Source organism: Kribbella sp. CA-294648 (assembly GCF_050943845.1).
Taxonomy (GTDB): domain Bacteria; phylum Actinomycetota; class Actinomycetes; order Propionibacteriales; family Kribbellaceae; genus Kribbella.
The window spans coordinates 5597297-5622248 of sequence record NZ_CP191981.1 but is presented as its reverse complement, the minus strand read 5'-3'; the positions used below and the strand labels follow the sequence as shown (position 1 = coordinate 5622248).

25 protein-coding genes are annotated in these 24952 nt (G+C 68.5%); 10 read left to right on the top strand and 15 right to left on the bottom strand.

Translation table 11 applies throughout. The features are described from left to right. Position 1 precedes the first annotated feature (1 nt). A complete protein-coding gene (locus tag ACQPYM_RS26520) occupies positions 2–694 on the top strand; it encodes an alpha/beta fold hydrolase (protein ID WP_433005274.1) in 693 nt (230 codons plus the stop codon). Positions 695–775: 81 nt separating this feature from the next. Further along, positions 776–1195 carry a low affinity iron permease family protein gene (locus tag ACQPYM_RS26515; RefSeq protein WP_433005271.1) on the top strand — a complete coding sequence of 140 codons (420 nt, stop codon included), beginning with the start codon at positions 776–778 and terminating at the stop codon, positions 1193–1195. A gap of 30 nt (positions 1196–1225) precedes the next feature. Here the strand turns inward: ACQPYM_RS26515 and ACQPYM_RS26510 are convergent, their stop codons facing one another. The 5 genes from ACQPYM_RS26510 to ACQPYM_RS26490 form a co-directional block, all read right to left on the bottom strand. Next, positions 1226–1669: a PaaI family thioesterase gene (locus ACQPYM_RS26510; RefSeq protein ID WP_433005268.1), complete on the bottom strand. Its 444-nt coding sequence runs from the start codon at positions 1667–1669 to the stop codon at positions 1226–1228. 55 nt (positions 1670–1724) lie between these two features. Next, positions 1725–2282: a TetR/AcrR family transcriptional regulator gene (locus ACQPYM_RS26505; protein ID WP_433005265.1), complete on the bottom strand. Its 558-nt coding sequence runs from the start codon at positions 2280–2282 to the stop codon at positions 1725–1727. A gap of 108 nt (positions 2283–2390) precedes the next feature. After that, positions 2391–5951 (bottom strand): BTAD domain-containing putative transcriptional regulator, encoded by a 3561-nt coding sequence (locus ACQPYM_RS26500; protein WP_433005262.1) that lies wholly within the window; start codon positions 5949–5951, stop codon positions 2391–2393. 87 nt (positions 5952–6038) lie between these two features. After that, positions 6039–6572 carry a hypothetical protein gene (locus tag ACQPYM_RS26495; RefSeq protein WP_433005259.1) on the bottom strand — a complete coding sequence of 178 codons (534 nt, stop codon included), beginning with the start codon at positions 6570–6572 and terminating at the stop codon, positions 6039–6041. A gap of 64 nt (positions 6573–6636) precedes the next feature. Beyond that, positions 6637–7539, bottom strand: coding sequence for a serine/threonine-protein kinase (locus ACQPYM_RS26490; protein ID WP_433005256.1), 903 nt, complete (start codon positions 7537–7539; stop codon positions 6637–6639). Positions 7540–7621: 82 nt separating this feature from the next. On the opposite strand from ACQPYM_RS26490, the gene ACQPYM_RS26485 reads away from it, so the two are divergent. From ACQPYM_RS26485 to ACQPYM_RS26465, 5 genes are all read left to right on the top strand, one after another. Further along, positions 7622–8182 (top strand): RNA polymerase sigma factor, encoded by a 561-nt coding sequence (locus ACQPYM_RS26485; RefSeq protein ID WP_433005253.1) that lies wholly within the window; start codon positions 7622–7624, stop codon positions 8180–8182. 2 nt (positions 8183–8184) lie between these two features. Then, on the top strand, positions 8185–8940 hold the full coding sequence (locus ACQPYM_RS26480; protein WP_433005250.1) for a hypothetical protein: 756 nt from the start codon (positions 8185–8187) through the stop codon (positions 8938–8940). 104 nt (positions 8941–9044) lie between these two features. Next, positions 9045–9737 carry a hypothetical protein gene (locus tag ACQPYM_RS26475; RefSeq protein WP_433005248.1) on the top strand — a complete coding sequence of 231 codons (693 nt, stop codon included), beginning with the start codon at positions 9045–9047 and terminating at the stop codon, positions 9735–9737. A gap of 142 nt (positions 9738–9879) precedes the next feature. Beyond that, entirely contained in the window at positions 9880–12498 is a 2619-nt protein-coding gene (gene rph / locus ACQPYM_RS26470; RefSeq protein ID WP_433005245.1) for a rifamycin-inactivating phosphotransferase, read from the top strand. 26 nt (positions 12499–12524) lie between these two features. Further along, the gene (locus ACQPYM_RS26465; protein ID WP_433005242.1) at positions 12525–13370 is read left to right on the top strand and encodes a universal stress protein; all 846 of its coding nucleotides are present in this window, start codon (positions 12525–12527) and stop codon (positions 13368–13370) included. A gap of 4 nt (positions 13371–13374) precedes the next feature. Here the strand turns inward: ACQPYM_RS26465 and ACQPYM_RS26460 are convergent, their stop codons facing one another. After that, the gene (locus ACQPYM_RS26460; RefSeq protein WP_433005239.1) at positions 13375–13944 is read right to left on the bottom strand and encodes a M15 family metallopeptidase; all 570 of its coding nucleotides are present in this window, start codon (positions 13942–13944) and stop codon (positions 13375–13377) included. Positions 13945–14058: 114 nt separating this feature from the next. Here ACQPYM_RS26460 and ACQPYM_RS26455 point away from each other — a divergent pair, with 114 nt between their 5' ends. Both ACQPYM_RS26455 and ACQPYM_RS26450 read left to right on the top strand, forming a co-directional pair. Next, positions 14059–14748, top strand: a complete 690-nt coding sequence (locus tag ACQPYM_RS26455; RefSeq protein ID WP_360280069.1) for a response regulator transcription factor — start codon at positions 14059–14061, stop codon at positions 14746–14748. Next, positions 14741–15838, top strand: a complete 1098-nt coding sequence (locus ACQPYM_RS26450) for a sensor histidine kinase (protein ID WP_433005236.1) — start codon at positions 14741–14743, stop codon at positions 15836–15838. The genes ACQPYM_RS26455 and ACQPYM_RS26450 overlap by 8 nt, the downstream gene beginning before the upstream one ends. Here the strand turns inward: ACQPYM_RS26450 and ACQPYM_RS26445 are convergent. The 8 genes from ACQPYM_RS26445 to ACQPYM_RS26410 form a co-directional block, all read right to left on the bottom strand. Further along, complete coding sequence (locus tag ACQPYM_RS26445) at positions 15810–16910, bottom strand: UDP-N-acetylglucosamine--N-acetylmuramyl-(pentapeptide) pyrophosphoryl-undecaprenol N-acetylglucosamine transferase (protein WP_433005233.1); 1101 nt, start codon at positions 16908–16910, stop codon at positions 15810–15812. The two genes, ACQPYM_RS26450 and ACQPYM_RS26445, sit on opposite strands and share 29 nt — an antisense overlap. Then, on the bottom strand, positions 16907–17524 hold the full coding sequence (vanX, locus tag ACQPYM_RS26440; RefSeq protein ID WP_433005230.1) for a D-Ala-D-Ala dipeptidase VanX: 618 nt from the start codon (positions 17522–17524) through the stop codon (positions 16907–16909). The genes ACQPYM_RS26445 and vanX overlap by 4 nt, the downstream gene beginning before the upstream one ends. Beyond that, positions 17521–18558 carry a D-alanine--(R)-lactate ligase gene (gene vanA, locus ACQPYM_RS26435; RefSeq protein ID WP_433005227.1) on the bottom strand — a complete coding sequence of 346 codons (1038 nt, stop codon included), beginning with the start codon at positions 18556–18558 and terminating at the stop codon, positions 17521–17523. Before vanA ends, vanX begins: the two co-directional genes overlap by 4 nt. Then, a complete protein-coding gene (locus ACQPYM_RS26430; RefSeq protein ID WP_433005224.1) occupies positions 18549–19592 on the bottom strand; it encodes a D-isomer specific 2-hydroxyacid dehydrogenase family protein in 1044 nt (347 codons plus the stop codon). The genes vanA and ACQPYM_RS26430 overlap by 10 nt, the downstream gene beginning before the upstream one ends. A 150-nt stretch (positions 19593–19742) precedes the next feature. Next, positions 19743–20870 (bottom strand): lipid II:glycine glycyltransferase FemX, encoded by a 1128-nt coding sequence (locus ACQPYM_RS26425; RefSeq protein ID WP_433005221.1) that lies wholly within the window; start codon positions 20868–20870, stop codon positions 19743–19745. Positions 20871–20878: 8 nt separating this feature from the next. Beyond that, positions 20879–21661, bottom strand: coding sequence for a DUF4184 family protein (locus tag ACQPYM_RS26420; RefSeq protein ID WP_433005218.1), 783 nt, complete (start codon positions 21659–21661; stop codon positions 20879–20881). 64 nt (positions 21662–21725) lie between these two features. Continuing rightward, positions 21726–22532 carry a hypothetical protein gene (locus tag ACQPYM_RS26415; protein ID WP_433005215.1) on the bottom strand — a complete coding sequence of 269 codons (807 nt, stop codon included), beginning with the start codon at positions 22530–22532 and terminating at the stop codon, positions 21726–21728. Further along, a complete protein-coding gene (locus tag ACQPYM_RS26410; protein ID WP_433005212.1) occupies positions 22529–22864 on the bottom strand; it encodes a PadR family transcriptional regulator in 336 nt (111 codons plus the stop codon). Before ACQPYM_RS26410 ends, ACQPYM_RS26415 begins: the two co-directional genes overlap by 4 nt. 76 nt (positions 22865–22940) lie before the next feature. Between ACQPYM_RS26410 and ACQPYM_RS26405 the strand changes: the two genes are divergently transcribed. Next, positions 22941–24098, top strand: coding sequence for an acyltransferase family protein (locus ACQPYM_RS26405; protein WP_433005209.1), 1158 nt, complete (start codon positions 22941–22943; stop codon positions 24096–24098). A gap of 67 nt (positions 24099–24165) precedes the next feature. On the opposite strand, the gene ACQPYM_RS26400 is transcribed toward ACQPYM_RS26405, so the two are convergent. Beyond that, positions 24166–24795, bottom strand: a complete 630-nt coding sequence (locus ACQPYM_RS26400) for an RNA polymerase sigma factor (protein WP_433005206.1) — start codon at positions 24793–24795, stop codon at positions 24166–24168. Between the last annotated feature and the right edge of the window lie 157 nt (positions 24796–24952).

Sequence of the window (24952 nt, the reverse complement as noted above, 5' to 3'; positions counted from 1 at the left end):
GGTGAGCACGTTCGTGTTGATTCACGGTGGTGGGGATGTCGGGTGGTCGTGGCATCTGGTGGAGGGTGCGCTGCGGGGGCGCGGGCATGAGGTGGTGGCTCCTGATCTTCCGGGTGACGACGAGTCGCTGACGCTGACGGACTACGCCGACGCCGTGGTGGATGCCGTCGGCGCGAGGCAGGACGTGGTGGTTGTGGGCCACTCGTTCGGTGCGTTCACCGCGCCGTTGGTCGCCGATCGGTTGTCTGCCGATGTGCTGGTCCTGCTGGCCGGCATGATCCCGGCGCCGGGCGAGTCGCCGGACGACTGGTGGACGAACACGGGTTACCAGAAAGCGGTGGCCGAGCAGGCGGCGCTTGACGGCGGGCTGACGGGCAACCCGGATCCCTTCGTGAGCTTCTACCACGACGTACCGCGGGAGCTGGCCGAGGAAGCGATGAGCCGGGAGCGCGCGCATCCGTCCAGTACGGCGTCGGCGGCTCCGTGGCCGTTGGACGCGTGGCCCGACGTACCGACGAAGTTCATCATCTGCAGCGAGGACCGGTTCTTCCCACCAGACTTCTTCCGCCGACTGGTCTCCGACCGCCTCGGCATCGTCCCGGACGAAATCCCCGGCAGCCACTGCGCCGCCCTCAGCCGCCCCACCGAACTGGCCGACCTCCTGGAGCGCTACGCGGCAGAAGCGGCCGATTAGGGGAAGGGGGCCTTGGGCACCGGTTGGGCGGGCCTGCAGCTCGGGTGGCTGGTGCTGGCCCGTGCCGACAGGAGGTTGAGGATGACCAACACGGTGACCGACCGGAGTGACGCGGCGCATATGCCGTCCGACGTGTCGTCTGACGTCGGGCCGTTCGACCGGTTCGCGACGGCCGCGTCCAAGTTCGCCTCGCGGGCCTGGTTCTTCGCGTTCTGTCTGTTGCTGGTCATCGTCTGGGCGCCGTCATACTTCCTGATCGGCTCGGTCGACACCTGGCAGCTCATCATCAACACGATGACCACCATCGTCACCTTCTTGATGGTGGCGTTGCTGCAGAACTCGCAGACGCGCGCGGATGCCGCAGTACAGGACAAGCTCAACGCGATGGCCACCGCCCTGGCCGTCCTGATGGACGAACAGTCGAACAAGTCGGAGGAACTGCGCAAGGCAACCGGGGAGCTCCGGCGGGCGGTCGGGCTCGAGGACCGCGAAAGCTCCTGAGCGGCCCGCGTCGGATCTGAGGAGTGGCCGTCAGAGGATCATGCAGGTGGTCGTGGCGTGGGCGATCAGCTTGCCCTGGTCGTCGATGACTCTGCCTTCGGCCGTCGCGGTACGACGGCCCGCGTGGATGACCGTGCCGGTCGCGGTGAGGGTCTGGCCGTCGGTCCGGGCGGCGCGGATGTAGTTGACCTTCAGCTCCAAGGTCGTGAAGCCGACCCCGGCAGGCAGCGTCGTGTGCACCGCACAACCCAGCGCCGAGTCGAGGAGCGTCGCCGCGATCCCGCCGTGGACCGCGCCCAGCGGATTGGCGAAGTCCGGCCGGGTGTCGAGGGAGATGACGATGCGGCCGTGCTCGACCTCGTCGAAGCGCATACCGAGCAGCCGGCCGATGGACGGGAACTCGGTGGGGCTCTCCTTCTGCACCCACTGCATCACTTCCAGGCCGGACATCTGGGCGAAGTCAACGGTCGTCACAAGAAATCTCCTCGGCTTGTCACACGGGCGGTACTGCGGGGACTGGGGTCGGCTGTCATCGCTTGTCTTCGCGCAGCGCGTGGGTCAGGAGGTCGCGGATTTCGCCGGCGGCCGCTTCCAACGGGGCGAGGCTTCGCTCGGCCCGGGACATGATCACCGCGCCCTCGACGGCCGCGATGATGAAGGTGGCGAGGCGCTTGCTCCGCTCGGCGGCCAGGCCGTGCCGGACGAACAACCCGGCCAGCGCTTCCTGCCAGCGGGTGAAGACGACCGCGGTTGATTGAACCAACTGTGGAGCGTCGTCGTTCGTCTCGACAGCCACCGCCACGATGGGGCAGCCGGCCCGGAAGTCGCTGTTGACGAGCAGGTCACGCCACAGCTCGAAGAACGCCTCGACTGCCTCCACGGCGTCGTCGGCCCGCATCGCGGTGTCGATCATGTCGGCGATGAAGTCGCCGGCCAGCGCGACCGCCTCCTCGATGAGCTGCGCCCGCCCGCCGGGGAAGTGGTAGTAGACCGAACCGCGCGGCGCTCCACTGTGCGCAAGCACCCGGTCGATGCTGGTCGCGCTGGCGCCGTACTCCCGCAACAGGTCGGCGGTGCTCAGAACCATCCGGTCCCGGCTACCACTCTTCCGCGGACTCACCCACCCAGCTCCCTCATCAGCCTAGGCAAGCGAATCTATGCTATATGGCATAGAACCACAATCCAGCAGTCAGCCCTAGGGCAGGAGCAGACGTGCGGCCTCGGCTCGAAGAAGGCTGAAGCCGCAACTGCCGGCGATCGACGCAGCCTGCTCGGCCGCGGCGACCGACGCCGCCTGGCCGCTAGCCACAACCGCTGCAGCGGGATCGCCTGTACTGCGGCGCGGATCGCCTGCGCTGGGGTGGGAATCGCCTGTACTGCGGCGCGGATCGCCTGCGCTGGGGTGGGGATCGCCGGTCCTGGGGTGGGAATCGCCTGTACTGCGGCGCGGATCGCCTGCGCTGGGGTGGGGATCGCCGGTCCTGGGGTGGGAATCGCCTGTACTGCGGCGCGGATCGCCTGCGCTGGGGTGGGAATCGCCGGTACTGCGGCGCGGATCGCCTGCGCTGGGGTGGGAATCGCCGGTACTGCGGCGCGGATCGCCTGCGCTGGGGTGGGAATCGCCGGTACTGCGGTGGGGATCGCTTGTGCTGGCGTGGGGATCGCCTGTACTGCGGTGTGCTGATGCCAGGGCTAGCAGTGCCTGGGTTTCGAAGTATGGGTAGGTGTTGCGGGCGATTGTGAGGCAGGACTGGGTCCACTCGATCGCGGCCTGGGGGTTGCCGAGTTCTAGGTGGGCCGCCGCAACCGTGGCTGCTGTTTGGGCCTGGGCTTTTCGGTCTCGGATGACGGTGGCGAGGTCATATGCGCGCTCCGCCGTCTCCAGAGCGATGGCCCCCGTACCGCGCTGGATGTGCAACCGGGCCAGCTCGTCGAGCGTCGACAACTCGCCTCGTAGGTGTGATCTCTGTTGGTAGGCCAGGAGGACTTCGTCGAGCAGGGCAGCCGCCTGTTCCTCCTCGCCTAGTTGGCGCAGGGCACTGGCCAGATTGCCGCGGTTGACGAGGATCGAGGCGTCCCGGCCCGTCGCCACGTTGATCCGCAAGGCAGACGTGAACAGGTCGGCGGCCTCGCGGAGTTCGCCCTGGTAGAGGCGCGTCATCCCGAGGCCGTTGAACGCGACGGCGCGGACGTGGCCCTGCTCGTCGTCCTGGGTCAACACGAGCGCCCTCGCCATACAGGCGACCGCCTCGGCCAGTCGTCCGGCTTCGAGGTGGTGCCAGCCCACGTGATGAGCGAGGTACGCCGCGGCTTTGGTCCAGCCGATCGAGGTCGCGAGCGCCTCGCCTGCCAGGCAGTCGGCCAGCGAGGCCTCGTCCTGGCCGACTGACCACAGGGCCTGCCCGCGGCTGATCAACATCGCGGCGCGCGCCACCTCGTCCCCGGCCGCAGTGGCAGCAGCCAGGCCGGCCTCCGCCGCGGGCAGCCAGCCGGCCACGTCGCGCCGAAGCAGGAAGTAGCCCCGGAGTTGGTCGACGATCGTCCAGGACACTGCGCTGTCGCCGGCCTGATTCACGACCGCGAGCAACGCGGGGAGTTCGGCGTCGAGCCAGTCGATCGCTTCGGCCTCGGTGGCGAAGAACGTGGCCCGCTCGGGATGGGCGTCGAGCCGCAGGAGCTGGGGGTACACCCGGTCCATCGCGGCCGTCACGGCTTCGGCATACCAGGAGAAGAGCCGGGCCCGGGCGGTTTCGGCCTCGGGGTCGTCGGCGAGCAGGCGGCCGGAGTACAGGCCGAGCAGGTCGTGGAAGCGATAGCGGTTCCTCGCGTACTGCATCAGCATGTTGGCCTCGAGGAGGTCCTCCAGGGCGCGGTCGGCCTCGGCCGCGCTGACCCCGAGCAGGATGCCGGTGCTGTCGGCGCTGAAGTCGTCGCCCGGATGCAGACCGCACAACCTGAACGCGCGCTGGGCCCCCGGGCTCAGGTCCGCGTAGCTGAGCTGGAAGCTGTTGAGCACGCTGGACTCGCCGACGCTGAGTTCGGTGAGGCGACGGCTGCCGTCGTGCAAGCGCCGGGCCAGGTCGGAGACGGTCCACTCCGGTCGGTTGGCGAGCCGTGCGCCGGCGATGCGCAGCGCGAGGGGTAGCCGGGCGCAAGCCTCGGCGAGCGCGGCCGCGCCCTCGGCATCGGCGTCAGGTTTCCTGGCAGTGGCGGCGATCAGCTGGATCGCGTCCTGCTGGCTGAGGGGTTCCACGTCAACCACGCGGACGGTGTCCAGACCCGGCAGCCGGCGACGGCTGGTCACGATCACATCGCTGCGTCCCGCACCCGGCAGCAAGGGCTGGAGCTGGGCCGCGTCCTGGGCGTTGTCGAGCAGGACCAGGACGCGTCGATCGGCGAGTTCGCTGCGGAGCAGAGCGGCGGCTTCGGTTTCGTCGGTACCGACCCGGCGGCCGGGCACGCCGAGGGCGCGAAGGAAACGGCCGAGCACCTGGATCGGCGCGGGGGTCTCCGGGGCGTTGCCGCGGAGGTCCGCATAGAGCTGGCCGTCCGGGTACTCCGCGCGCAGGCGGTGCGCGGCGGCGAGAGCCAGGGCCGTCTTGCCGACCCCGGCGATGCCGCTGATCAGGACGACTCGAGAAGTTGTGGCGCCGGGCCGACTGAGCGCAGTACAGATTGCTGTCAGTTCGTCCGCTCGGCCGATGAAATCCGGTGGTGCGGACGGTGTTTGCTGGACCACCACCCGTTCGCTGGATTGCCGGAGGACCTGGAGGTGAGCTGCCCGGAGGCGGTCGCCCGGTTGGACACCGAGCTGCTCGACCAGCGCAGCGCGGATCCGGTCGTACGCCGCGAGCGCGTCGGCCTGCCGGTCGCTCGCCGCCAGCGTCTGGATCAACTCGACGTGCAGCGGCTCGTCGAGCTCGTGCCGCGCGGCCAAGCTGAGCAGGGGCTTCAGGGCCAGCTCCGGCTCACCGAGTTCACGAGCCAACGCGGCGAACGTCCGGACAGTGGCGGCGTACTCGTTCGAGATCGCGACATAGAGCGGGTTTGTCGCCACCGCCTCCACGTCGGTATCACCGCGCCACAATGCGACGGCGTCGGAGAGCTTCGCCAGCGCGGCGACCGGTTCGTCGACGGCCGCGTTCATGGTGAGCTCGCGAAAGGCCAGCAGATCAAGGGTTTCCGAGCTCACCTCCAGCCGGTAACCGTTGCCATTGCCAACAATCATCGGGTACTGCGGGCCGCGAGGCTCCAACAGCCGTCGCAGCCTCGCCACCCGGGTTTGCAGCAGGCTGACCGCGTTCGGTGGGGTGGCGCGGGGCCAGAGGAGATCGATGAGTTCGTCCTGGCTGACCGTCGTACCGGCAGCGAAGGCGAGCCGGGCCAGCAGTGTGCGCTGAGGACCTGAGTTGAACGGCACCGGATCGGTTCCGTGCCGGACCTCGAGCGGGCCGAGAATGCCGAGGTGCAGACCTCCGGCGGTGCCGGAGATCGACGGGGGAGCGGAGCGCTGTGCGCTGGCAGCGTGGTGGAGCTTTTCGGTATCGCCGCCGTCCAGCGCGAGGGCGGCTGCCAGAGCGCGAACCGATTCCGGTTTCGGGCTTCGGGTCCTGCCTTGTTCGAGGTCGCGGATCGCGCCTGCACTGAGGTCGGCGCGGCGGGCGAGCTCGCGCTGTGTCACCCCGGCATGCAGGCGGAAGGCCCGGAGCAACTCACCGAAGCGGCCGGCGCCGGGTAGGGCCTCCTGCGAGGACACGGGGAGCATCCTACGTGCTGCACGCAGTGACCGGAAATCCCCAACAGTTGCCAAGGGCACCGACACGCTGCCGGTGGACAGGTGTTTTCAGGTACTGGGATCCAGCGGGCTGTCCTGGTGTTGTTCGAGTAGGTGAAGGACCGGTACGCCGAGGTGGCGGCGGGCTTGGGCGGACCAGTCGATGTGGAGCAACTCGGCGATGACGTGCGGGCGGGTGAGGACGACGACCTCCTGGCCGTTCACCAGCTTGAGGTGGTCGACGAGTTCGTCGACGGGATGCCGGTGGGTGATCCAGCCGTCGGCGTCCCGGCCCAACGAGCGCAAGCGGTCAAGGCTGCGATCGAGCGCCGCGGTGGCCTGGGCGTCGATGACATGCTGCGCCTGCTCGGAGGCCTTGCGCGCGTCTTCGTCGGACTGGAGCGAGTACCGTTCGGCCGCGATTCCGGTCAGTTCTGTACTGGCCAGGCCGGCGAGCGAGGCCTCGATGCGGGCGCTCGCGTCCTCGCACGGAACGATCAGGTGAAACTTGACCGGCTCCGGTGCGCTCGCGTAGAGGTCCACCAGCCGTTCGGCGTCCGGCACGCTGACTTCTTGCTCCACCAGCACGACAACGTCGTACATCAGGATCACCTTCTTTCGACGCCGTACCAGTACCCAGACGGCGGCGCGGTGACTCCGGGTGAGGTCAGAGCAGGAGCCAGGCGGTGAGGGTGGCGAGTCCGAAGACGGCGAGGGCCCCGGCCCACACCAACGGGGCCGGCCAATTGGCCGGCTGTGCGGAAGCGGCGGCCCCGTTCGCCGCGAGCAACTCGCGAGCGAAGGTCTGAGCATCCTGGGGCCTGGCATCGGGATCGGGATCGAGCGCGGCCGTCAGTACGTCGACCACGCGCGGGCTGACGCCGTCGATCTCGGCAACGGGACGACGCTGTGGTCGCCAACTCGCGCTGCGCCCGCTCGACGTACTCAGGTCGGGCGCCGGCCGGTCACCGGTCAGCAGTTCCCAGGTGACCACGGCGAGGGAGTACACGTCGGCGCGACCGTCGAAGGTACCGATGCCGCCGGTCTGCTCCGGCGCCATGTAGGCGGGAGTGCCGGTGTTGACGGTGTATCCGGTCGCGTCCGCGAGCCGCTTGACGCTGCCCAGATCGGCGACCAGCACGCGGGCAGGTTCGCTGGTCTGGTCGAGCAGGAGGTTGCTGGGCTTGATGTCGCGGTGGATGAAACCGGCCTCGTGCAGCACCTGCACCGCCTCCGCCGCTTCGGCCGCGAGCCGCAGTGCCTCGACCGGTTCCACCTGGCCCACGCGGTCGGCCAGCGTGCCGCCGTTGACGTAGTCCATGACGAAGTACGGCCGGTTGTCGTCGACTCCGACGTCGTGGACCCGGACCACCCGCCTGCTCTCGATCCGGCGCAGCAGCCGCGCTTCGCTGAGGAAACGCTCCCGCACGTCGGCGTGCAGCACCCAGTTGTCGGCGAGGACCTTCACCGCAACGGCCGTGTCGAGTTCGGGGTCGTATCCTTTCCAGACCGTGGCGAACGCCCCGGAGCCGACCCGGTGGTCGAGTCGGTAGCGGCCGATATGTTTCATCCTGCTCATTGTGACGTATCGCGGGGTGCTCTCAGATCACCCTGGGAGCCCGTGACCGGGGGATCGAGGGAGGACGACGGGCGTGCTGGACGACGACGGTGCACTGGACGAGCTGGTCGAGGCGGCCAGGCAGGGCGACCGGGAGGCCCTCGACGAGATGCTGCTCCGGATCCGGCCGATGGTGGTGCGCCGGTGCACCCGGTTCCTGCCGCATCACGCCGACGCCGAGGACGCCGCTCAGGAAGCACTCCTGATCATCAGCCGCAAGATCACGTCGTACGCCGGCCGTGGCTCCTTCGTCGGCTGGGTCACCGTGATCACCTCCAACGCGGCCCGGGCCACCTATCGATCGCTGCGGGACCGGGCGGATGCTCTCAGCGGGGTGGGAGCCATGCCGGACGCGCCCGACCCGCGCACCACCAGCGTGATCGCCGGGACCCGCCTCGACCTGCTGGACGCCCTGGACGAGCTGGAGCAGTCGCATCCCGTGCTGGTGGAGTCGTTCGTCCTGCGCGACCTCGGTGAGCTGAGCTACAACGAGATCGCCGAGCTGACCGACACCAAGCTGGGCACGGTGAAGGACCGGATCCACCAGGCCCGCAAGTTCATGGTGCCCCGGTTGCGGATCGGCGGCGTGCGCTAGCCATGCGATCGCGTACTGCGGGGTTGGTGCTCGGCGTCGCCGCGACGCTCGGGACGCTGGTCGGCGGTGTCGTGCTGCCTGACCGTGGAACCGGCACTCCCGACGATCAGGTCGCCGGGAAGACTCCACCCACGACGCCGACCAGCAAGCCCTCACCCCGCCCGACGCCGGTCCCCAGTACTCCGGACGGCGGACCGGTCACCCCTGCGAACATGCTCGGCGACGCCGACTTCCGCAAGGTCGGCCTGAAGCTGACCGCGCAGCCCTCGGACGTCCGGCTGGAAATCGTGGCCTGCCAGAAGAACGAGACGCTGGACGCCATCGCCCTCAGCGGACCGCCGGTCCAACGGGCCTGGGAAGGCGGCCCCGTCGTCGCCTACCAGCAGGTGATCGCCGCCCGCGACGAGGACGAGGCCGCGCAGATCGCCAGGAAGGTGCTGCGCAAGCTCGAGGCCTGTCAGGAGGCCGAGCCCGGTGTGTGGGTCTACGGGCCCACCCACAGCGAACAACTCGACCCGGCCACCACCGCCAGTTGGCTCGGACAGGTCTCCGGCGAACTGAACACCACCGGCCGCGCGCCCAAAGGCGAGAAGATCAACGGCGGGATGGCGGTACTGCGGCGCGGCACCCACGTCGGCGTACTGGCGATCAACTGGTGCTCGAGTGAAGGTGACGAGCCGGCCTGCGTGGTCGCCGGCAAGGGTGCGTACCAGCAGCTTGTGACCCTCAGCCGCGCCGCGGCCCTCCGCCTCGGCTGACCCCGCGAAAAAGTCGCACCCAACAAAACCGCGAACCTGCCCCTCTCTGGTGGTGACAAACCAACCGCCGTGCTCGCACCGAGCACGACCAGAGAGGACATCTCATGCCCAGCGCGACCGGAACCACCAGCACGAAGACCACCCGGCGTCCGATCCGTACCCTCGTCCTAGTCACGGTCGCCGGTGCAGCAGCGACCGCGGCCTCGGCCGGTCTGGGACTGGGCTCGGGCCCCACCAAGACGGCGCAGGCCGACCCCGGAGACACCGTCCTGCCGATCGGCTCGAGCCAGTTGGTGCAGAGCGAGGACCTGGTCTCGATCGAGGTCCCACTGGACACCGCGAAGGTGATTCTGAACCGCAACGACGACTTCTCCTCCTGCCTCGGTGAGGGCAACCCGTGGACCGCCGTCCTGCAGGGCGCCGACAAGCCGGTCACGGTCTCCTGGACGAGCCGGCGCAACGCCAACCAGGGCCTGACCGAGTCGATCGCCCAGGCGAAGACGCCGGCCGAGGCCAGGAGCTACGCCAAGACGCTGGTCGCGGAGGCGATCGGCGGGTGCCAGGGCAGCAAGTCGGACTGGGACTTCCACTACGGCAAGACCACGTCCTCGCCCGTCGGCACCGGTACCGCGACCTGGGCGCTGTCCTACACCGGCGACTCCAAGCGCGCGGACGGCGGCGTGATCGTCTTCTCGAAGGGCAACAACTTCGGCATCATGCACGTCACCGGCACCTGGGCACCGGCCGGCCAGACGATGGAGTCGCTGGCGAAGGTGGCCGTCGGCCGGCTCGCCTAAGTCGTCGGAAACGACGAGTGGCAAGGAGTTGATCTCCTTGCCACTACTAACTTATAGCAGCACAGGGGGCTTGTCGCAAGGCCCGGTTCGTGGTGCAGAATCCTCCACCGAAGCCGCAACCGACACGTGGGGGAAGTAGCGAATGCTTGACAGTGGCAACAATGTGGCGGCGTCCGGCTCTGTGCTGGATTTCCAGCAGATCGACCGGACGCAGGTCGCGCTGGTGGGCGGCAAAGGCGCGAACCTGGGCGAGCTCGCGCGGCTGGAAGGTGTCGACGTACCGGCTGGGTACTGCGTGACGACGGAGGCCTTCCGCCGGGTGCTGGCCGGGGCGCCGTCGATCGACGAGCGACTCGATCAACTGGCGCGTCTGGCCCCGGACGACCGGGACGCGATCCGGGCGCTCAGCGCCGAGGTCCGCGAGAGCATCGAGAAGATCGCCATCCCTGACGAGGTGGCGGCGGCGATCACCCGGCCGCTCGCGCGGATCGGCGAGGACATCGCGTACGCCGTCCGGTCGAGCGCGACGGCCGAGGACCTGCCGACCGCCTCGTTCGCCGGCCAGCAGGACACGTACCTGAACGTCGTGGGGCCGACGGCCGTGCTCGCGCACGTCAGCCGTTGCTGGGCCTCACTCTTCACCGAGCGCGCCGTGACGTATCGGCTGCGGAACGGCTTCGACCATCGGAAGGTCCAGATGGCCGTCGTCGTCCAGCGGATGGTGTCGTCGGAGGTCGCCGGCATCATGTTCACTGCCGACCCGGTCACCTCGAACCGCAAGATCACCACGGTGGAGGCGAGCTTCGGCCTGGGCGAGGCGCTGGTCTCCGGTCTGGTCAACGCGGACGTCTACAAGGTGCGCGACGGCGAGGTCGTGGACAAGACGATCGGCAGCAAGCAGTTGGCTATTCTGGCGTCGCCGGACGGCGGGACGCGGGAACAGGTGATCGAGCCCGGTTTGCGGGATCGGCCGGCGCTGACCGATGCGCAGGTGCTCCGGCTCGCGCGGTTGGGCCGGGAGATCGAGGCGTACTTCGGCCGGCCGCAGGACATCGAGTGGTGCCTGGTCGACGACGGTTTCCAGATCGTGCAGAGCCGCCCGATCACGACGTTGTTCCCCGCTCCGGAGATCGGGGACGAAGGCAACCATGTCTATGTCTCGGTCGGTCACCAGCAGATGATGACGGATCCGATGAAGCCACTGGGGCTGTCCGTGTGGCGGTTGACGTCACCGGCGCCGATGACCGAGGCCGGCGGCAGACTGTTCGTCGACGCCACCAAGATGTTGTCCGCGCCGGCCAGCCGCGCCGGACTGGTGGAGGCGCTGGGCAAGTCCGATCCGCTGATCGGGGACGCGTTGCGAACCGTCCTCGACCGCGACGACTTCGTCCCGTTGCTCCCGGACGAGGGTTCTGCCTGGACGCCGCCGGGCAGCGGCTCGGACTCGATCGACACCGATCCGGCCATCGTCACCCAGCTGGTCGCGGACATCCAGGCGTCCATTGCCGCCTCCCGGCAAGAGCTCCAGGCGAAGTCCGGCCCGGAGGTCTTCGACTTCATCGTTGCCGACATCAAGCAAATGTGGGCCTCGTCATCAGATTCTGGTCCGCGAAGCCTGCAGGTGGTGATGGCGGGGATGGAGGCCTCGTGGTGGCTCAACGACCACCTGCTCGAGTGGCTGGGCGAGAAGAACGCGGCGGACACGCTGACCCAGTCCGTCCCGCACAACGTCACCTCGGAGATGGGCCTGGCGCTGCTCGACGTGGCGGACGCGATCCGCCCGTATCCCGCGGTGGTGGCCTTTCTCGAAAACGCCGACGACTCCTTGGACGGGCTGACCGAGGTCGAGGGTGGCCGCGAAGCGCTGGCAGCCATCGACGTCTTTCTCGCCAAGTACGGCATGCGCTGCGTCGGCGAGATCGACATCACCAGGCCGCGCTGGAGCGAGCGCCCCACCACGCTGGTCCCGCTGCTCCTGGGCAACGTCCGGAACTTTGAGCCGGGCGCCGCGGAGCGCCGTTTCGAGCAGGGCCGGCAGGAGGCGCTGAGGAAGGAACAGGACGTCCTGACCCGGCTACGAGCCTTGCCGGAAGGCGAGCAAAAGGCCGAAGAGACCAAGCGGATGATCGACCGGGCCCGGACCTTCGCCGGGTACCGCGAGTATCCGAAGTACGCGATGATCAGCCGGTACTTCGTGTACAAGCAGGCCTTGCTGGGAGAAGCCGAGCGCCTCGTCAGCGCCGGTGTGCTCCGGGAGAGCGACGATGTCTTCTATCTCCGGTTCGAGGAGTTCCGCGAGGCGGTGCGCACGAAGGAGGTCGACTGCGGGCTCATCCAGGAGCGGAAGGACGCCTTCGCGTCCTACGCAGCGCTCACGCCGCCGCGCGTGCTCACCTCGGACGGCGAGTCCGTCACCGGGACGTATCGGCGCGATGACCTTCCGGCCGACGCGCTGGTGGGCCTGCCCGTTTCGGCCGGGACCATCGAAGGGCGAGCCCGCGTCATCCTCGACCTGGCCGAGGCCGACATCGAACCGGGCGACATCCTGGTCACCGCCTACACGGACCCCAGTTGGTCGCCCTTGTTCGTCGCGATCGCAGGCCTGGTCACGGAGGTCGGCGGCCAGATGACCCACGGCGCCGTGGTCGCCCGCGAGTACGGCCTGCCGGCCGTCGTCGGCGTAGAACACGCCACCCACCTGATCCAGGACGGCCAGCACATCCGCGTCAACGGAACAGACGGCTACATTGAGATCCTCTGACTGCCCACCGAAGTGAAGGGCTACTGATGGACAGCACGCGCAAGGTCATACTCGTTGGCCTCGACGGAGGTCCGGAAAGCCAGGTCGCGTTGCGCTGGGCGATCCAGGCGGCCGAGGCGCGCGACTGCGCCGTACGGGTGGTGTACGCCTACCTGGACCAGACGACGCAGTGGCCGGCGACCGGCGCCGAGGGCTACCTCCCGCCGTCGCCGGTGGACCGGTACCAGGCCGAGCTCGATGCGGCGGTCGATGTTGTCCGTGATCGGCTCGGCTACGAGAACGGCTCCGGCTGGCTGGCCCGCAACACCGGGGCGAACGCTCTCCTGACCGAGGCGCCGGGCGCTGAGCTGGTGGTCGTCGGGTCGCCGGAGCACGGCAAGCTAGGTTCTGCTCTGCTTGGCTCGACCGCGACGGCCGTGACGTCGAAGGCGCCGTGTCCGGTGGTGGTCGTGCGCGGTACGGCGACGCAGGGGCCCGTGCTGGTCGGCACCGATGGGTCCGCCGACTCCGAGGCCGCGGTGCTGTTCGGGTTCGAGGAGGCCGCGCGATCAGGCAGCGCTCTGGAAGTCATCTACTGCTGGCAGCCGCAGAATCGCCACGACGCACCGATCGACGGTGCCGAGGAGCTGTTGCGGAACTGGCTGGCCGAGAGCCTGGCGCCGTACCGGAAGAAGTTCCCCGAGGTGGGGGTCCGGGCCGAGGTGATAGCCGGCCGCGCGGCCGTCGTACTGGCAGAACGCAGTGGTGGCGGTTCGCTGCTGGTGGTCGGGTCTCGCGGACGCGGCGGCGTCGCCGGCCTGCTGCTCGGGTCGGTCAGTCAGAGCCTGCTCCAGCACTCGAACTGCCCGGTGGCCGTCGTCCGTCCGACCTGACCCTTCAGCGGCGCATTCTCGGGTCGTGGGAGGGGTCCGGGTACATCGGAGGGCAACCGTCGGTGATCGCCTGGGGGCGGAGCTCGTAGTGCCAGGGCTCGTTGGCGTAAATCTGGCAGAGGCCGTACCGCGCGCCGTTCTCGGACAGCCACGCGGTGGCGTCGGCCCGCCCGATGTCGACCGCGTTCCCGGACACGTGCGGAGAGGTCTCCGGGGTGGCGACCCAGCGGGCAGCCTCCTTCTCCGAGCCGTACTTCGCCACCGCGTCACGCAACAGCTTCTGCTGGTACTCCGGGGAGCGCCATCCGCTGTTGACGTAGAACTTCACCCCGTCGTCAGCAGCGTCCGTCGCGGCCCGGCGCAGAGCCTTGAGCAACTCGGGCTCGAGGTTCGCGACGCCGGGGTACCGGTCGTCGTAGACGGTGACCTGGCCGGGGAGGGAGCCGCCCTTCTCGGCCGGGGTCAGGCCGTGGTCGCTGCGAAGGACCTCGCCGACCGAGAACACCGAGGTCTGGTGGACGATTCCGGCTACGGCGGCCGTGATCACCAGCAGACCGAGGGTCCGGCGCGTCATTGTTCGAGCTGTTGGCGTGTGCTTCATGCTGCCCAGTCAAGGCAGTGTGATGTTGTCGGATCGTATGGGCTTTTCGATATACGGACGATATGTTCCGCCTCGTAGCATGTGGCCATGCGTGTGTTGGTCGTAGAAGACGAGCCCTTGATGGCCGAGGCGATCCGTGACGGGTTGCGGCTGGAGGCGATCGCGGCCGACCTGGCCGGCGACGGGGACACCGCGCTGGAGCTGCTCAGCATCAACTCCTACGACATCGCCGTGCTCGACCGGGACGTGCCCGGGCCGTCCGGTGACGAGATCGCCAAGAGCATCGTTGCCTCCGGCACCGGCATGCCGATCCTGATGCTCACCGCCGCGGACCGGCTCGACGACAAGGCGTCGGGGTTCGAGCTCGGCGCCGACGACTACCTGACCAAGCCGTTCGAACTGCAGGAGCTGGTGCTCAGGCTCCGGGCCCTCGACCGCAGGCGCAGCCTCAACCGGCCGCCGGTGCGGGAGATCGCCGGGCTGCGGCTGGACCCGTTCCGCCGGGAGGTCTACCGGGACGGCCGCTATGTCGCGCTGACCCGCAAGCAGTTCGCAGTACTGGAGGTTCTCGTCGCCGCCGAGGGCGGCGTGGTGAGCGCCGAAGAGCTGCTGGAACGGGCCTGGGACGAGAACGCCGACCCCTTCACCAACGCGGTGCGCATCACCGTTTCGGCGCTGCGCAAACGGCTCGGAGAGCCCTGGATCATCGCCACCGTGCTCGGTGTCGGCTACCGCATCGACACAGGCTCCGGCGCCGGAGACGGGGATCGTGGCTAGGGAGCCCGGCTGGAGCGTCCGGCTCAAACTGACACTGAGCTACGCCGGCGTGATCATGATCTCCGGTGCCGTACTGCTGCTGGCAGTGTGGGTCTTCCTTCTGCGCTACGTCCCTGACGTGGGCATCAGAGGTCAGCCCGCCAACGGCCGCCTGATGCCGAACTTCCCCGACCGCAGCGATCTGGTGGTCGCGTTCCTGCCGAGGGTGGGCGTCATGCTGGCGGCGTTGCTGGTGTTCGGCCTGGTGGGCGGATGGCTGCTGGCCGGCAGCATGCTCGCGCCGCTGACCCGGATCACCCACGCCACCCGGCTGGCCGCGAACGGATCGCTGTCCCACCGGATCCTGCTGGAGGGCCGCAACGACGAGTTCCGCGAACTCGCCGACTCCTTCGACACCATGCTCGCGCAACTCGAGGCCCATGATGCCGAACAGAAGAGATTCGCGGCCAACGCCTCGCACGAACTGCGCACGCCGCTGGCGATCACGCAGACCCTGCTGGAGGTGGCCCGCAACGATCCGGGCCGCGACACCAAGGACCTCGTCGACCGCCTCCACTACGTCAACACCCGCGCGATCGACCTCACCGAGGCTTTGCTGCTGCTCAGCCGGGCCAACCAGCGCGCCTTCACCCGGGAGGACGTCGACCTGTCGCTGGCGGCGGAGGAGGCCACCGAAACCCTGCTTCCGCTCGCTGAGAAGCACGGTGTCACCCTCGAAACCTCCGGCGACCGGGCCCTCACCGTGGGCTCGCACGCGCTCTTGTTGCAGCTGACGACGAACCTCGTGCACAACGCGATCGTCCACAACCTGCCGGCAGACGGCACTGTCTGGGTCAGGACCAGCGCCCGATCCGGGTTCGTGGTGCTCGAGGTCGAGAACACCGGCCAGAAGCTGTCCCCGCAGGTGGTCTCGACCCTCACCGAGCCCTTTCAGCGCGGTACCCAACGCGTCCGCACCGACCACGCCGGAGTCGGCCTCGGCCTGGCGATCGTCAAGAGCATCGCCCAGGCCCACGACGGAACCGTCACGCTCTCTCCCCGTCCGGGTGGGGGCCTCCGGATCAAGGTCCGACTGCCCGCCGGGGGTTGATCGCGGCGAGCACATGCCGGGCGAGGACGACGTCCGCATCGAGCGCGCCGGTCGCCGACGCCCGGGCCGACATCGCCGCGATCCGGCCGGGATCGGTGAGGATTGGGAGCAGGGTCGTCTCGATCCAGGCGGTGTCGAGGTCGGCGTTGTCGACGAGCAGCGCGCCACCCGCCGCGACGACCGGCTCGGCGTTCAGCCGCTGCTCACCGCCGCGCAACGGCAGCGGGACGTACGCAGCAGGCAGACCGACAGCGCTGAGCTCCGCGCACGTCATCGCCCCCGAGCGGCAGATCACGAAGTCAGCCGCGGCATAGGCGTACTGCATCTCGTCGACGTAGGGCAGCACAACGTAGGGCGGTTCACCGGCCGGTACTTCGATCGCGTGCTGCGGCCCGGTGATGTGCAGCACCTGTACGCCGTACGCCCGCAACGTCCCAGCCGCGCCGACCACCGCGGTGTTGATCGTGCGTGCTCCCTGCGAACCACCCGTGACCAGCAGGACCGGCCCCTCGGGCCTCAGGCCGAACCGCTGCCGAGCGGCCCCGCGCAGCGCGGGCCGGTTGAGCCCACTGATCGCCGGTCGCAGCGGGATGCCGATGGCGGTGGCATGAGCAAGCCGGACGCTGGGGGAAGCGGTGTACACATGCGTTGTCATCCGCGCGGCCAGCCGGTTCGCCACTCCCGGCCGCGCGTTCGCCTCGTGGACGACGATCGGCAGACCCCGCCTGTGGGCGGCGAGGTAGGCCGGCGCGGCCACATAGCCGCCGAAGCCCACTACTACGTCGGCCTGTACACGATCGAGGACTTCGCCCGCCGCCAGCACCGAGTCGCGCAACTTGCCCGGCGTGCGCAGCAGCTCCCGGTTCAGTTTGCGCTGCAGCGGTACCGGCGGGATGAGTTCGAGGGGATAGCCGCGCGCCGGGATGAGCGTGGTGTCCAGGCCGCGGACGGTGCCGAGGGCAACAACCTCGGCAGTGGGCTCCAGCCGGCGCAGAGCGTCGGCGAAGTTCATCATGGGCTCGATGTGCCCGGCCGAATGGCCACCGGCGACAACGACGCGGGGGCCGGTCACTCCGTGCCCTCGATGGGGAAGTCGAAGTACGTGTCCGGGTAGGGCTCATCGGTGAGGGAGTAGTGCCACCACTCGCTGTCGTACCGGCGGAAGCCGCAGTCCTCCATGATCGAACAGAGCAGCTGACGGTTCTGTGCCTCGGCCGGCGTGATGCCTTCCGCGCCGTGATGGGAGATCGCGTCCATCAGGTCATGACCACCACCCATGGCGGCGAGTTCACCGGTGGGCAGGTGATAGAGCGTCAGGTCGACGGCACTGCCCCGGGTGTGGCCCGACTTGGCGGACACATAGCCGCGACCGACCATCTCGCCGCGGTCGATGTTCGGATAGTGGCGCTGTTTCGTCGCGCCGTCCTCCGGCTGTGTCGACCAGCGCAGGAAACAGTCGACCGCACGTTGCGGCCGGTAGCCGTCCCAGATGAGCAGACCCATGCCGACCGATTCGGCCTTCCCCTGCGCGCTTTCCAGCGCCGCGCACAGGGCCGTCGTACCGACGATGCGGTTGGTCAGGTAGCCGTCCACCGGGCGGCCGGTGAAGTTGTCCCAGCCGGCGTACTTCGCATCCCAGCGGATGCCGGGGACGACTTCGTCGACGAAGACGAAGCCGGCTTTCACTGGATCTTCCCCGTCACCGCCAGCGAGACCACCCGGTCGAGGACTTCGGTCAGCGACAGGCCGGCGGCCGCCATCATCCTCGGATAGCGGCTGTAGGAGGTCAGGCCGGGCAGGGTGTTGACCTCGTTGAGGATCACCTTGCCGTCGTCGGTGAGGAACAGGTCCACCCGGGCCAGTCCCCGGCAGCCCAGCGCGCGATAGACCACCTTCGCGGTCTCCTGGACGAGCGAGCGCGACGTCGCCGAGATGTCGGCGGGCACGACGATCGTCGAGTTCTCCGACCCGCTCTCGGGGTTGTCCTCCAGATGGATCTTGAAGAAGCCGTGGGTCAGCGAGATCTGGTCCACCTCACCCGCGATCAGGTGCTGCTCGTTGCCGAGGATGGCGCAGCCGATCTCGCTGGCGGTCACGGCCTCCTCGATCAGGATCTTCGCGTCGTACTGGCGGGCGGTCTCCACCGCGGCCGGCAACTCTGCTTCCGAGGAGACCTTGCTGACTCCGAACGACGATCCCGAGCGGGCCGGCTTCACGAACACGGGATAGTTCAGCCGGCCGGCATCGATCTTCTCGTCCGGGGTGAACGTCCAGAAGGTGGGAGTGGCGACGCCCGCACTCCTGGCGACCAGGTAGGTGAGGGACTTGTCCATGGACAGGGCCGAGCTCTGGATGTCGCAGCCGACGTACGGGATGCCGGAGAGTTCCAGCAGCCCCTGGATCGCGCCGTCCTCGCCTTGTCTGCCGTGCAGGACGGACAAGACCGCGTCGAGCCGGATCTCTTCGTAGCCTCCCTGCTCCAGCACGAGCAGGCCGTGGGCGTTGCGGTCCGGGGACAGCACGGCCGGCCGGCAGGTGCCCTCTTCCCAGTTCCCGCCGGGGCCGTCGCAGAGTTTCCAGGCACCGCTCTTGGTGATGCCGAGATAGAACGGCTCGAACACGTCGGTGTCGAGACTCTTCGCGACCTCCCGGGCGGACTTGACGGAGACGTCGTGTTCCTCGGAGCTGCCCCCGAAGATGATGCCGAGCTTCATATCCATTGCTGCTTTCTGCGTTCGAACCTCAGGCAGTTGGCCAGAGAGTTCTCGACGGTGTCGGTCAGGGCGCGGTCGGTGTAGTAGGCGGTGTGCGGGCTGATGATCACGTTCGGCAGTTCCTGCAGCCGCACCAGCGACTTGTTCTCGAGGGGTTCGTCCCGGCAGTCGGCGTAGAAGATTCCTTCCTCGCCTTCGAGCACGTCCAGCGCGGCCCCGCCGAGCCGGCCGCTCTCCAAGGCAGGAACCACGGCCTCGGTGTCCAGCAGTGCGCCCCGGCCGGTGTTGACGACGAACGCGCCCGGTTTCATCCGCTCGATCCGCTGGGCGCTCAGCAGGTGGTGCGTCTCCGGGGTCAGCGGAGTGTGCAGCGTGACGAGGTCGCTCAGCTGGAGCAGCTCGTCGAGCGGGACATAGTCGGCAGCGGTGGCCGGGTGGTTGTCGTAGGCAAGCACTTGGCAGCCGAAGCCTCGCAACCTGTCGATCACCGCCGCGCCGATGCGTCCGGTTCCGACCACTCCGACGGTCAGGTCGCGCAGTTCCTTCCCGCGGACGTCGTTCAGCCGGTAGTCGTGAACATCCGTCCGGCGAATGATCGACTTCGCCTGCCGGACCACCATCAGCATCAGCATGAGCGTGTAGTCGGCCACGCCGTCGGGGGAGTACGGGACGTTCTCGACCTGAAGACCGACGCTCTCCGCGTAGCCGACGTCGAGGTGGTTGTAGCCGATGCTCCGGGTGGAGATGTACTGCACGCCGGCCTGGCTCAGCGCCCGCAAGGTGCAGTTGCTGATCTGGGTCTTGTGACCGACGCTGATGCAGCGGCTCCCGATGGCCAGCGCCGCGGTGGCTTCGGACACGGGTTCCTCGGTGATGGCCGGTACTACGCCGTACCGGAGGGCGAGCTCCCGGAACAGGGCCGCCTCGTCCGGTTCGCAGCTGTAGACGGTGACTCTTGTCGTCAGCAGCGCCGAGCTGCACCAGGACGCCAGCGATCCGGCGCCGGGGGCCGCCGTTGGTACTGGTTCGCTGAAGATCATGCCGCTCAGTCAAGCCACCACGGTGTATCGCCCGCGTATCGAAATCTCCATACACAGCAGGAACATCGCACCCGCTTGAGTGGACAGCGTGACCCTCACTCTCTGCCTCATCGCCCTCGCCGTACTGTTCGTCGCCCGGGTCCTGCACATCTACAGCCGCCAGCGTCGCGACCGCATGTAGAGGTCGAAGGCCCGGTACGTGATCGGTCGCAGCGGGAGGTCCCACTCGCCGGCGTACCGCACTGCTCGGCCGCCGGTGCCGACCTTGAACTGGATCAGCCCGACGTGGGGGTCGTCCGCGTCCAGGGTGGGCGTGATGCCGCGCAGGTCGTAGACGTCGCACCCGGCCGCCAGCGAGTCGCGGATCATCGCCCACTGGCAGGCGTTGGAACCGCGCACCTCGCGCTTCTCGGTGGAGCTGGCGCCGTACGCGTACCACGCGTGGCCGCCGACGCGGATCAGGATGGTGGCGGCGACCAGGTCACCCTGGTGGCGCGCCAGATAGAGCTTGATCCGCTCGGGATCCTCGGCACTCATCGCCGCGAACATGGTCTCGAAGTACCGCAGCGGCCGCGGCGTGAAATGGTCGCGCTCGGCGGTGTGCACGTAGAGATCGTGGAACGCCTTCAGCTCCGCACTGGTCCCGAGCTCGACCTCGACGCCCTCCTTGGCGGCCTTCTTGATGTTGCGGCGCCAGTGCTGGTTCATGCCCTTGAGCAGGTCGTCCTCGGTCCGGCCGGCCAGGGGAATCTCGAACTTGTACTGCGGATGCCCGGTCCCGAAGCCGCTCTCCGGGCTTTGCGGCAGCCACCCGGCAGCGCTGAGCTGGAGGTGGACGCCGGAGCCGACCGGATGGGCCTGCCGGCTCGGCAGGTCGGTGAGTCGCTCGATGCCCGGGTCGGCGATGCCCTCCTTGACCTGGGCGGCGCTCCAGGTGTGCGTGTGCACCGGTGGTCCGAGCCGGATCGCGAACGCGCCGTGTTCCTTGAGGTACGTCGCCAGCGGGTCGAGCCACCCGTCGATCTCGCCACTCCAGTCGATGGCCGGGCCCTCGGCAAGGTAGGCCAGGGTGTAGCGCTCGAGCCGCGGTACTGGGCGGTGCAGCACGAGGCCGGCTCCGACCAGCCGTCGGCCGTGGTACCAGCCGAGGGACTCGCTGCGCCATTCGGTCTTGACGTGAGCCCACGCTGGGGTCTGCAGGAAACTGACCGACGGCAGCGTCTGGATGAACGCCAAATGCTCGGAGACGCTGATCGGTTGGACGGTCAGGGAGGGCATGCCTCCAGTCAACGCAGCCTGATGTTGTCAGGGTGTATGCCGGTTTGAATACGCCGACGATATGCGGTGAGGTGCCAGGCGATCGTGTAGAGAAGCAAGGCGACCGCGAAGGCGGCGCCTGCGCGCTTGGCTGCGCCGGTCAAGACGCCTTCGGCAATCTCGGCCCACGACGCTGTCACGGCTCTGTAGCTGTCGTAGTCATCGCGAGCGAGGGCTGCGGCGCCTAGGAGCGGGGCCGCGATCAGTGCGGCTACCACCAGCCGTCGCGTTTTGGTACCGAGGTGGTGGGCTCCGTTGGCTCGAAGCTGATCGCGCCGCTGCCAGAGGTACCAGCCGATGACGGCTAGGCCGAAGGCTGTGCTGGCGTACTGGAGCAGGCGGGACGGGAGGAAGTCGGCGTCAGTGAAAGCGTCCCAGAGGATGTGGGTGCCGACACCGATGAGGGCGGACAGCAGGAGCCAGCCGTAGTACTGAGCTCTGGTTGGTCGGGTGGGTTGGGGGAGGGCCAGGCCGGGTGGGAGCAGGGCGGTGATGGGGGCGCGCATCAGGCAGTAGACGGCCACCAGCGCGGCGGCGTACAGGAGGTCGATCGGGAGGCCGGTGAGCGAGTGGGTATGGGTGGCGTTGAGGAGTGGGCCGTACCAGTCGCCGGCGTGCGTTGAGGTGATGCCGGCCGCGGTGAGGTAGTACGGGACGTCGGGGGCCATGGAGCCGGCGACGAGGGCCGCGGGGACGAAGGGGCGGCGGAACAACGGCAGGACCACCGCGGGGTGAGCCAGGGTGAAAGGCATCTCGGTGGTCTTCTCTCGTCGCGGATAGTACGTGACGAAGAATACTCACTTCAGCGGACTATTGCTAACCGAGCAAGCCGTGAGTCAAGGCGTGGGCGAGGAAGAGCGGCGAGGCTGCGGTGATGGCGGCCAGGCCGCGCAGATCTGACAGGCGTGAGTGAAGGGCTAGGGCGACACCAGTCAGGATGGCGGTGAGCAGCGGCCAGACGCCGTAGTCAGTGCTGACGACGAAATTGCGGGTCTGGACGAGGGCGACCGGGAACCACGCGACGGCGGCCATGGCTCCGGCGACTGCCGACAGGTGCCGGTTGCCACGGCGGTCTGGAGGAGCGGCGAGTACGACGGCTGCGGTGAGGACTGCCGCGATCGGCTCCAGCGGGCCTTCGGCGTACCGGCCAGGGGTGACGGTCCAGAGGGCGGCGTAACCGAGCAGGCCGGCGACGGCTGCGAGCGTGCCTGCGGTGGTCCGCTTGAGCAAGGCGGTGATTGCTCCGACGCACATCAGCGCCAGGGACAGCACCTGCAGCGCTTGGGGGCCGTCCGTCGTTGCCAGGTGGCTCCAGGTCGAGCCGGGGGAGATGGCGACTCCGGCGTACCAGCTCATCAATTGGATCCCGCCGTACGCCGCGGTGACTCCTAGGGCGAGCGGGGCGGCGAGGGCGAAGAAGCGGCCGCCGGGTGAGGCGGAGTCGAGGCCGAGGCGTACCCGGAGAGCGTGGGCGAGGAGGTCGGCGTCTGCGCGGAGCCGGGCGGTGCGGGGGAGATCCAGCGTCAGCTCACGATGGACGTCGAGAATCTCTTCTCCATAGGCGGCTCGATAGGCCGCCGGGTAGATGCGGAGAAGGTGGGAGCCGCCCGGGTCTCGGCTCACGTGGCGGTCGCGGTCCCGGCGGCCAGGCGGCGGCGGACTTCGCGGGCGGTGGCGGCCAGTCGCTCCGCCTCCGCTTCCAGCCGCTCGCGGCCGGTGGGGGTGAGGGCGAAGATCCGGCGGGCGCGGCCGGACACGACCTCCTCGCGTTCGACCTTGATCAGTCCCTCCGCCAGCAACCGGTCCAGAGCGCCGTACAAGGCTCCGGTCTTCGTCACCACCCGGCCGTCGGTGATGGTCTTGACCTCCTGCGCGATCGCGTAGCCGTGCCGCGGTTCGTTCGCGAGCGCGGTCAGCAACAGCAGCGCCAGCTCCTGCATCCCTCGATCGGTCATGCGAACAGACTATTCCGTCGAACGGACCACCGGACCGGGGGTGGCAGAGACGACGGGATTGCCCGATTCTTGCGGGATGGAGAACGAGGAACGGCTGTGGTTCCTGGACTGGTTGCGGGTGCTGGCCGTGGTCGGGGTGTTCCTGTTCCACACCTTGCGGCCGTTCGACGACGGCGACTGGCACGTGAAGAACGCCGAGGTCAGTGAGCCGATCTCGATCATGATCGCGTTCTTCGGGCTGTGGGGGCTGGCGTTCTTCTTCCTGATCTCCGGGGCGAGCGCGTGGCTGGCGTTGCGATGGCGGACCGGTCGGGAGTTCGTCCGAGAGCGGTTGCTCAGACTGCTCGTCCCGTTCGTCATCGCGTACGTCCTGCTGTCGCCGCCGCAGTACTACCTCGAGGAGCACCACAAGGGCCGCTCCGACGGGTCCTTCCTGGAGGACGCGAGAGCGTTCTTCAGCGACCTGAGTGGTGATGCGCCGCTGTGGTTGCGCGACACGTACCACCTCTGGTTTCTCGTGTACCTGTTGCAGTTCGCCCTGCTCGGGCTGCCGATCTTCCTGTGGCTGCGCGGTCCCGCGGGCCGTCGCCTGGTCGACTGGATCGCGGCGCGCTGCGTTCGACGCGGGAGCATCCTGCTGCTCGCCGTACCCCTCCTGCCGGTGCACCTCCTGCTCTACGGCGCACCTGGTCCCGAGCACGGCTGGGGCGAGTTGGTCTTCTTCTTCGACTTCTTCGTCGTCGGTTTCCTGGTCCTGTCCGACAACCGCCTGATCGCAGCCGTACGCCGCGACGCCGTCCCCGGACTGGCCTTAGGCCCCGGGGCCTTCGTGCTAGGCGTGGCCACCGGCATCATCGACTTCCTCGAAGTGTGGTGGGAGGACCCAAGCTACTCGTGGCCGTACGTCTACTACTCCACACTCATCACCCTGGCCGTCTGGGGCTGGCTGGTCGCCGTACTGGCGCTCGGCCTCCGCCTACCAGCGTTCCAACGCCCGATGCCCGCGCCGATCGCTCGAGCAGCAATGCCGTTCTTCCTCATCCACCAGCCGGTGATCCTCCTGATCGCGTACTACGTGGTCGACTGGAACGCGAGCATCCTGACGAAGTACGCCGTACTGATGCCAACAGCCCTCGTGTCAACCACAGCCCTAGCTTTCTTTCTCTCCGCCCTCCCCGGCATCTCAACCGTCCTCGGCGTCAAAGGCAAGTATTTTGTTGCCAGTGGCAAGTAGATGTCGCGCGGCCAGAGGAGCCGGGGGCTGCTCCTCTGGGCGATCGCGGCGACGTGCCAGGCTCCGGTCAGCTCGCTGCTGCGAGGGCCGGCGCCAGTTCAGGGGTACGGCGGAGCATCTGGAGTGCCCGCATCCGCATCGGGCCGATGCTGCCGATCGGCAGGTTCAGCATCTCCGCGATCTCCGTGTACGACGGGCAGCTGTCGGACATCAGCAACCGGATCAGGCGCTGATAGCGTCCGGGCAGCCGGCGCAACGCCTGCTCGGTGGTCGGTTCGTACTCACCGTCGACCGGGTAGACGTCGACCACGGCCGTGCGCTGGCCGTCGCTGTGCTCGGCCGTCGGGTCGGCGTACAGCAGGTACCGCTTCCTGCTGAGGGCCAGTCGCAGGCCCTCTCGCCGGGCGGTGGCGGCCAGCCAGGCGGGAAGGCATTCGGGGTCGCGGATCTGGCGACCGTGCTGCCACAGCCGCAGCCAGGTGAGCTGCGCGACGTCGCCGGCGTCGCTGTGGCTGAGGCCTACGCCACGAGCCGCGTGGAGCAGCAGGTGACCGTAGCGTCCCTCCAGCTCCTTCCAGGCTGACCAGTCGGAGGCCAAAGCCCGGCCGAGAAGCACCTCGAGGGTGGGTCCGGAATCGTGCTGATGGCGATTCCGCTCGGGCGTCCGTTCAGTTTTGCGTGGCGAGATCGTCGACACGTTCCACGTCCTTTCGCTGATCCTCGCAGACCGGCGACAACACGGGAGCAAAAAGGCACAGGTGTGAACTGCGCACGTCGGTGGACGTCCGCAGCTAGCTCGCAAGGGCGTGCGGGCTGGGTGAAACCTCACTCGGCAAAACCTCTGGAGCGACCTG

Bases quoted from the DNA above. Each gene is read 5' to 3' on its own strand.
- ACQPYM_RS26460 (WP_433005239.1), bottom strand. From the start codon at position 13,944: ATGACGCGCCGGACCCTCGGTCTGCTGGTGATCACGGCCGCCGTAGCC.
- rph (WP_433005245.1), top strand. From the start codon at position 9,880: ATGCTTGACAGTGGCAACAATGTGGCGGCGTCCGGCTCTGTGCTGGAT.
- ACQPYM_RS26490 (WP_433005256.1), bottom strand. From the start codon at position 7,539: ATGAAACATATCGGCCGCTACCGACTCGACCACCGGGTCGGCTCCGGG.
- ACQPYM_RS26455 (WP_360280069.1), top strand. From the start codon at position 14,059: ATGCGTGTGTTGGTCGTAGAAGACGAGCCCTTGATGGCCGAGGCGATC.
- ACQPYM_RS26420 (WP_433005218.1), bottom strand. From the start codon at position 21,661: ATGCCTTTCACCCTGGCTCACCCCGCGGTGGTCCTGCCGTTGTTCCGC.
- ACQPYM_RS26515 (WP_433005271.1), top strand. From the start codon at position 776: ATGACCAACACGGTGACCGACCGGAGTGACGCGGCGCATATGCCGTCC.
- ACQPYM_RS26480 (WP_433005250.1), top strand. From the start codon at position 8,185: ATGCGATCGCGTACTGCGGGGTTGGTGCTCGGCGTCGCCGCGACGCTC.
- ACQPYM_RS26505 (WP_433005265.1), bottom strand. From the start codon at position 2,282: ATGGTTCTGAGCACCGCCGACCTGTTGCGGGAGTACGGCGCCAGCGCG.
- ACQPYM_RS26405 (WP_433005209.1), top strand. From the start codon at position 22,941: ATGGAGAACGAGGAACGGCTGTGGTTCCTGGACTGGTTGCGGGTGCTG.
- ACQPYM_RS26495 (WP_433005259.1), bottom strand. From the start codon at position 6,572: ATGTACGACGTTGTCGTGCTGGTGGAGCAAGAAGTCAGCGTGCCGGAC.
- ACQPYM_RS26425 (WP_433005221.1), bottom strand. From the start codon at position 20,870: ATGCCCTCCCTGACCGTCCAACCGATCAGCGTCTCCGAGCATTTGGCG.
- ACQPYM_RS26410 (WP_433005212.1), bottom strand. From the start codon at position 22,864: ATGACCGATCGAGGGATGCAGGAGCTGGCGCTGCTGTTGCTGACCGCG.
- ACQPYM_RS26475 (WP_433005248.1), top strand. From the start codon at position 9,045: ATGCCCAGCGCGACCGGAACCACCAGCACGAAGACCACCCGGCGTCCG.
- ACQPYM_RS26465 (WP_433005242.1), top strand. From the start codon at position 12,525: ATGGACAGCACGCGCAAGGTCATACTCGTTGGCCTCGACGGAGGTCCG.
- ACQPYM_RS26430 (WP_433005224.1), bottom strand. From the start codon at position 19,592: ATGATCTTCAGCGAACCAGTACCAACGGCGGCCCCCGGCGCCGGATCG.
- vanA (WP_433005227.1), bottom strand. From the start codon at position 18,558: ATGGATATGAAGCTCGGCATCATCTTCGGGGGCAGCTCCGAGGAACAC.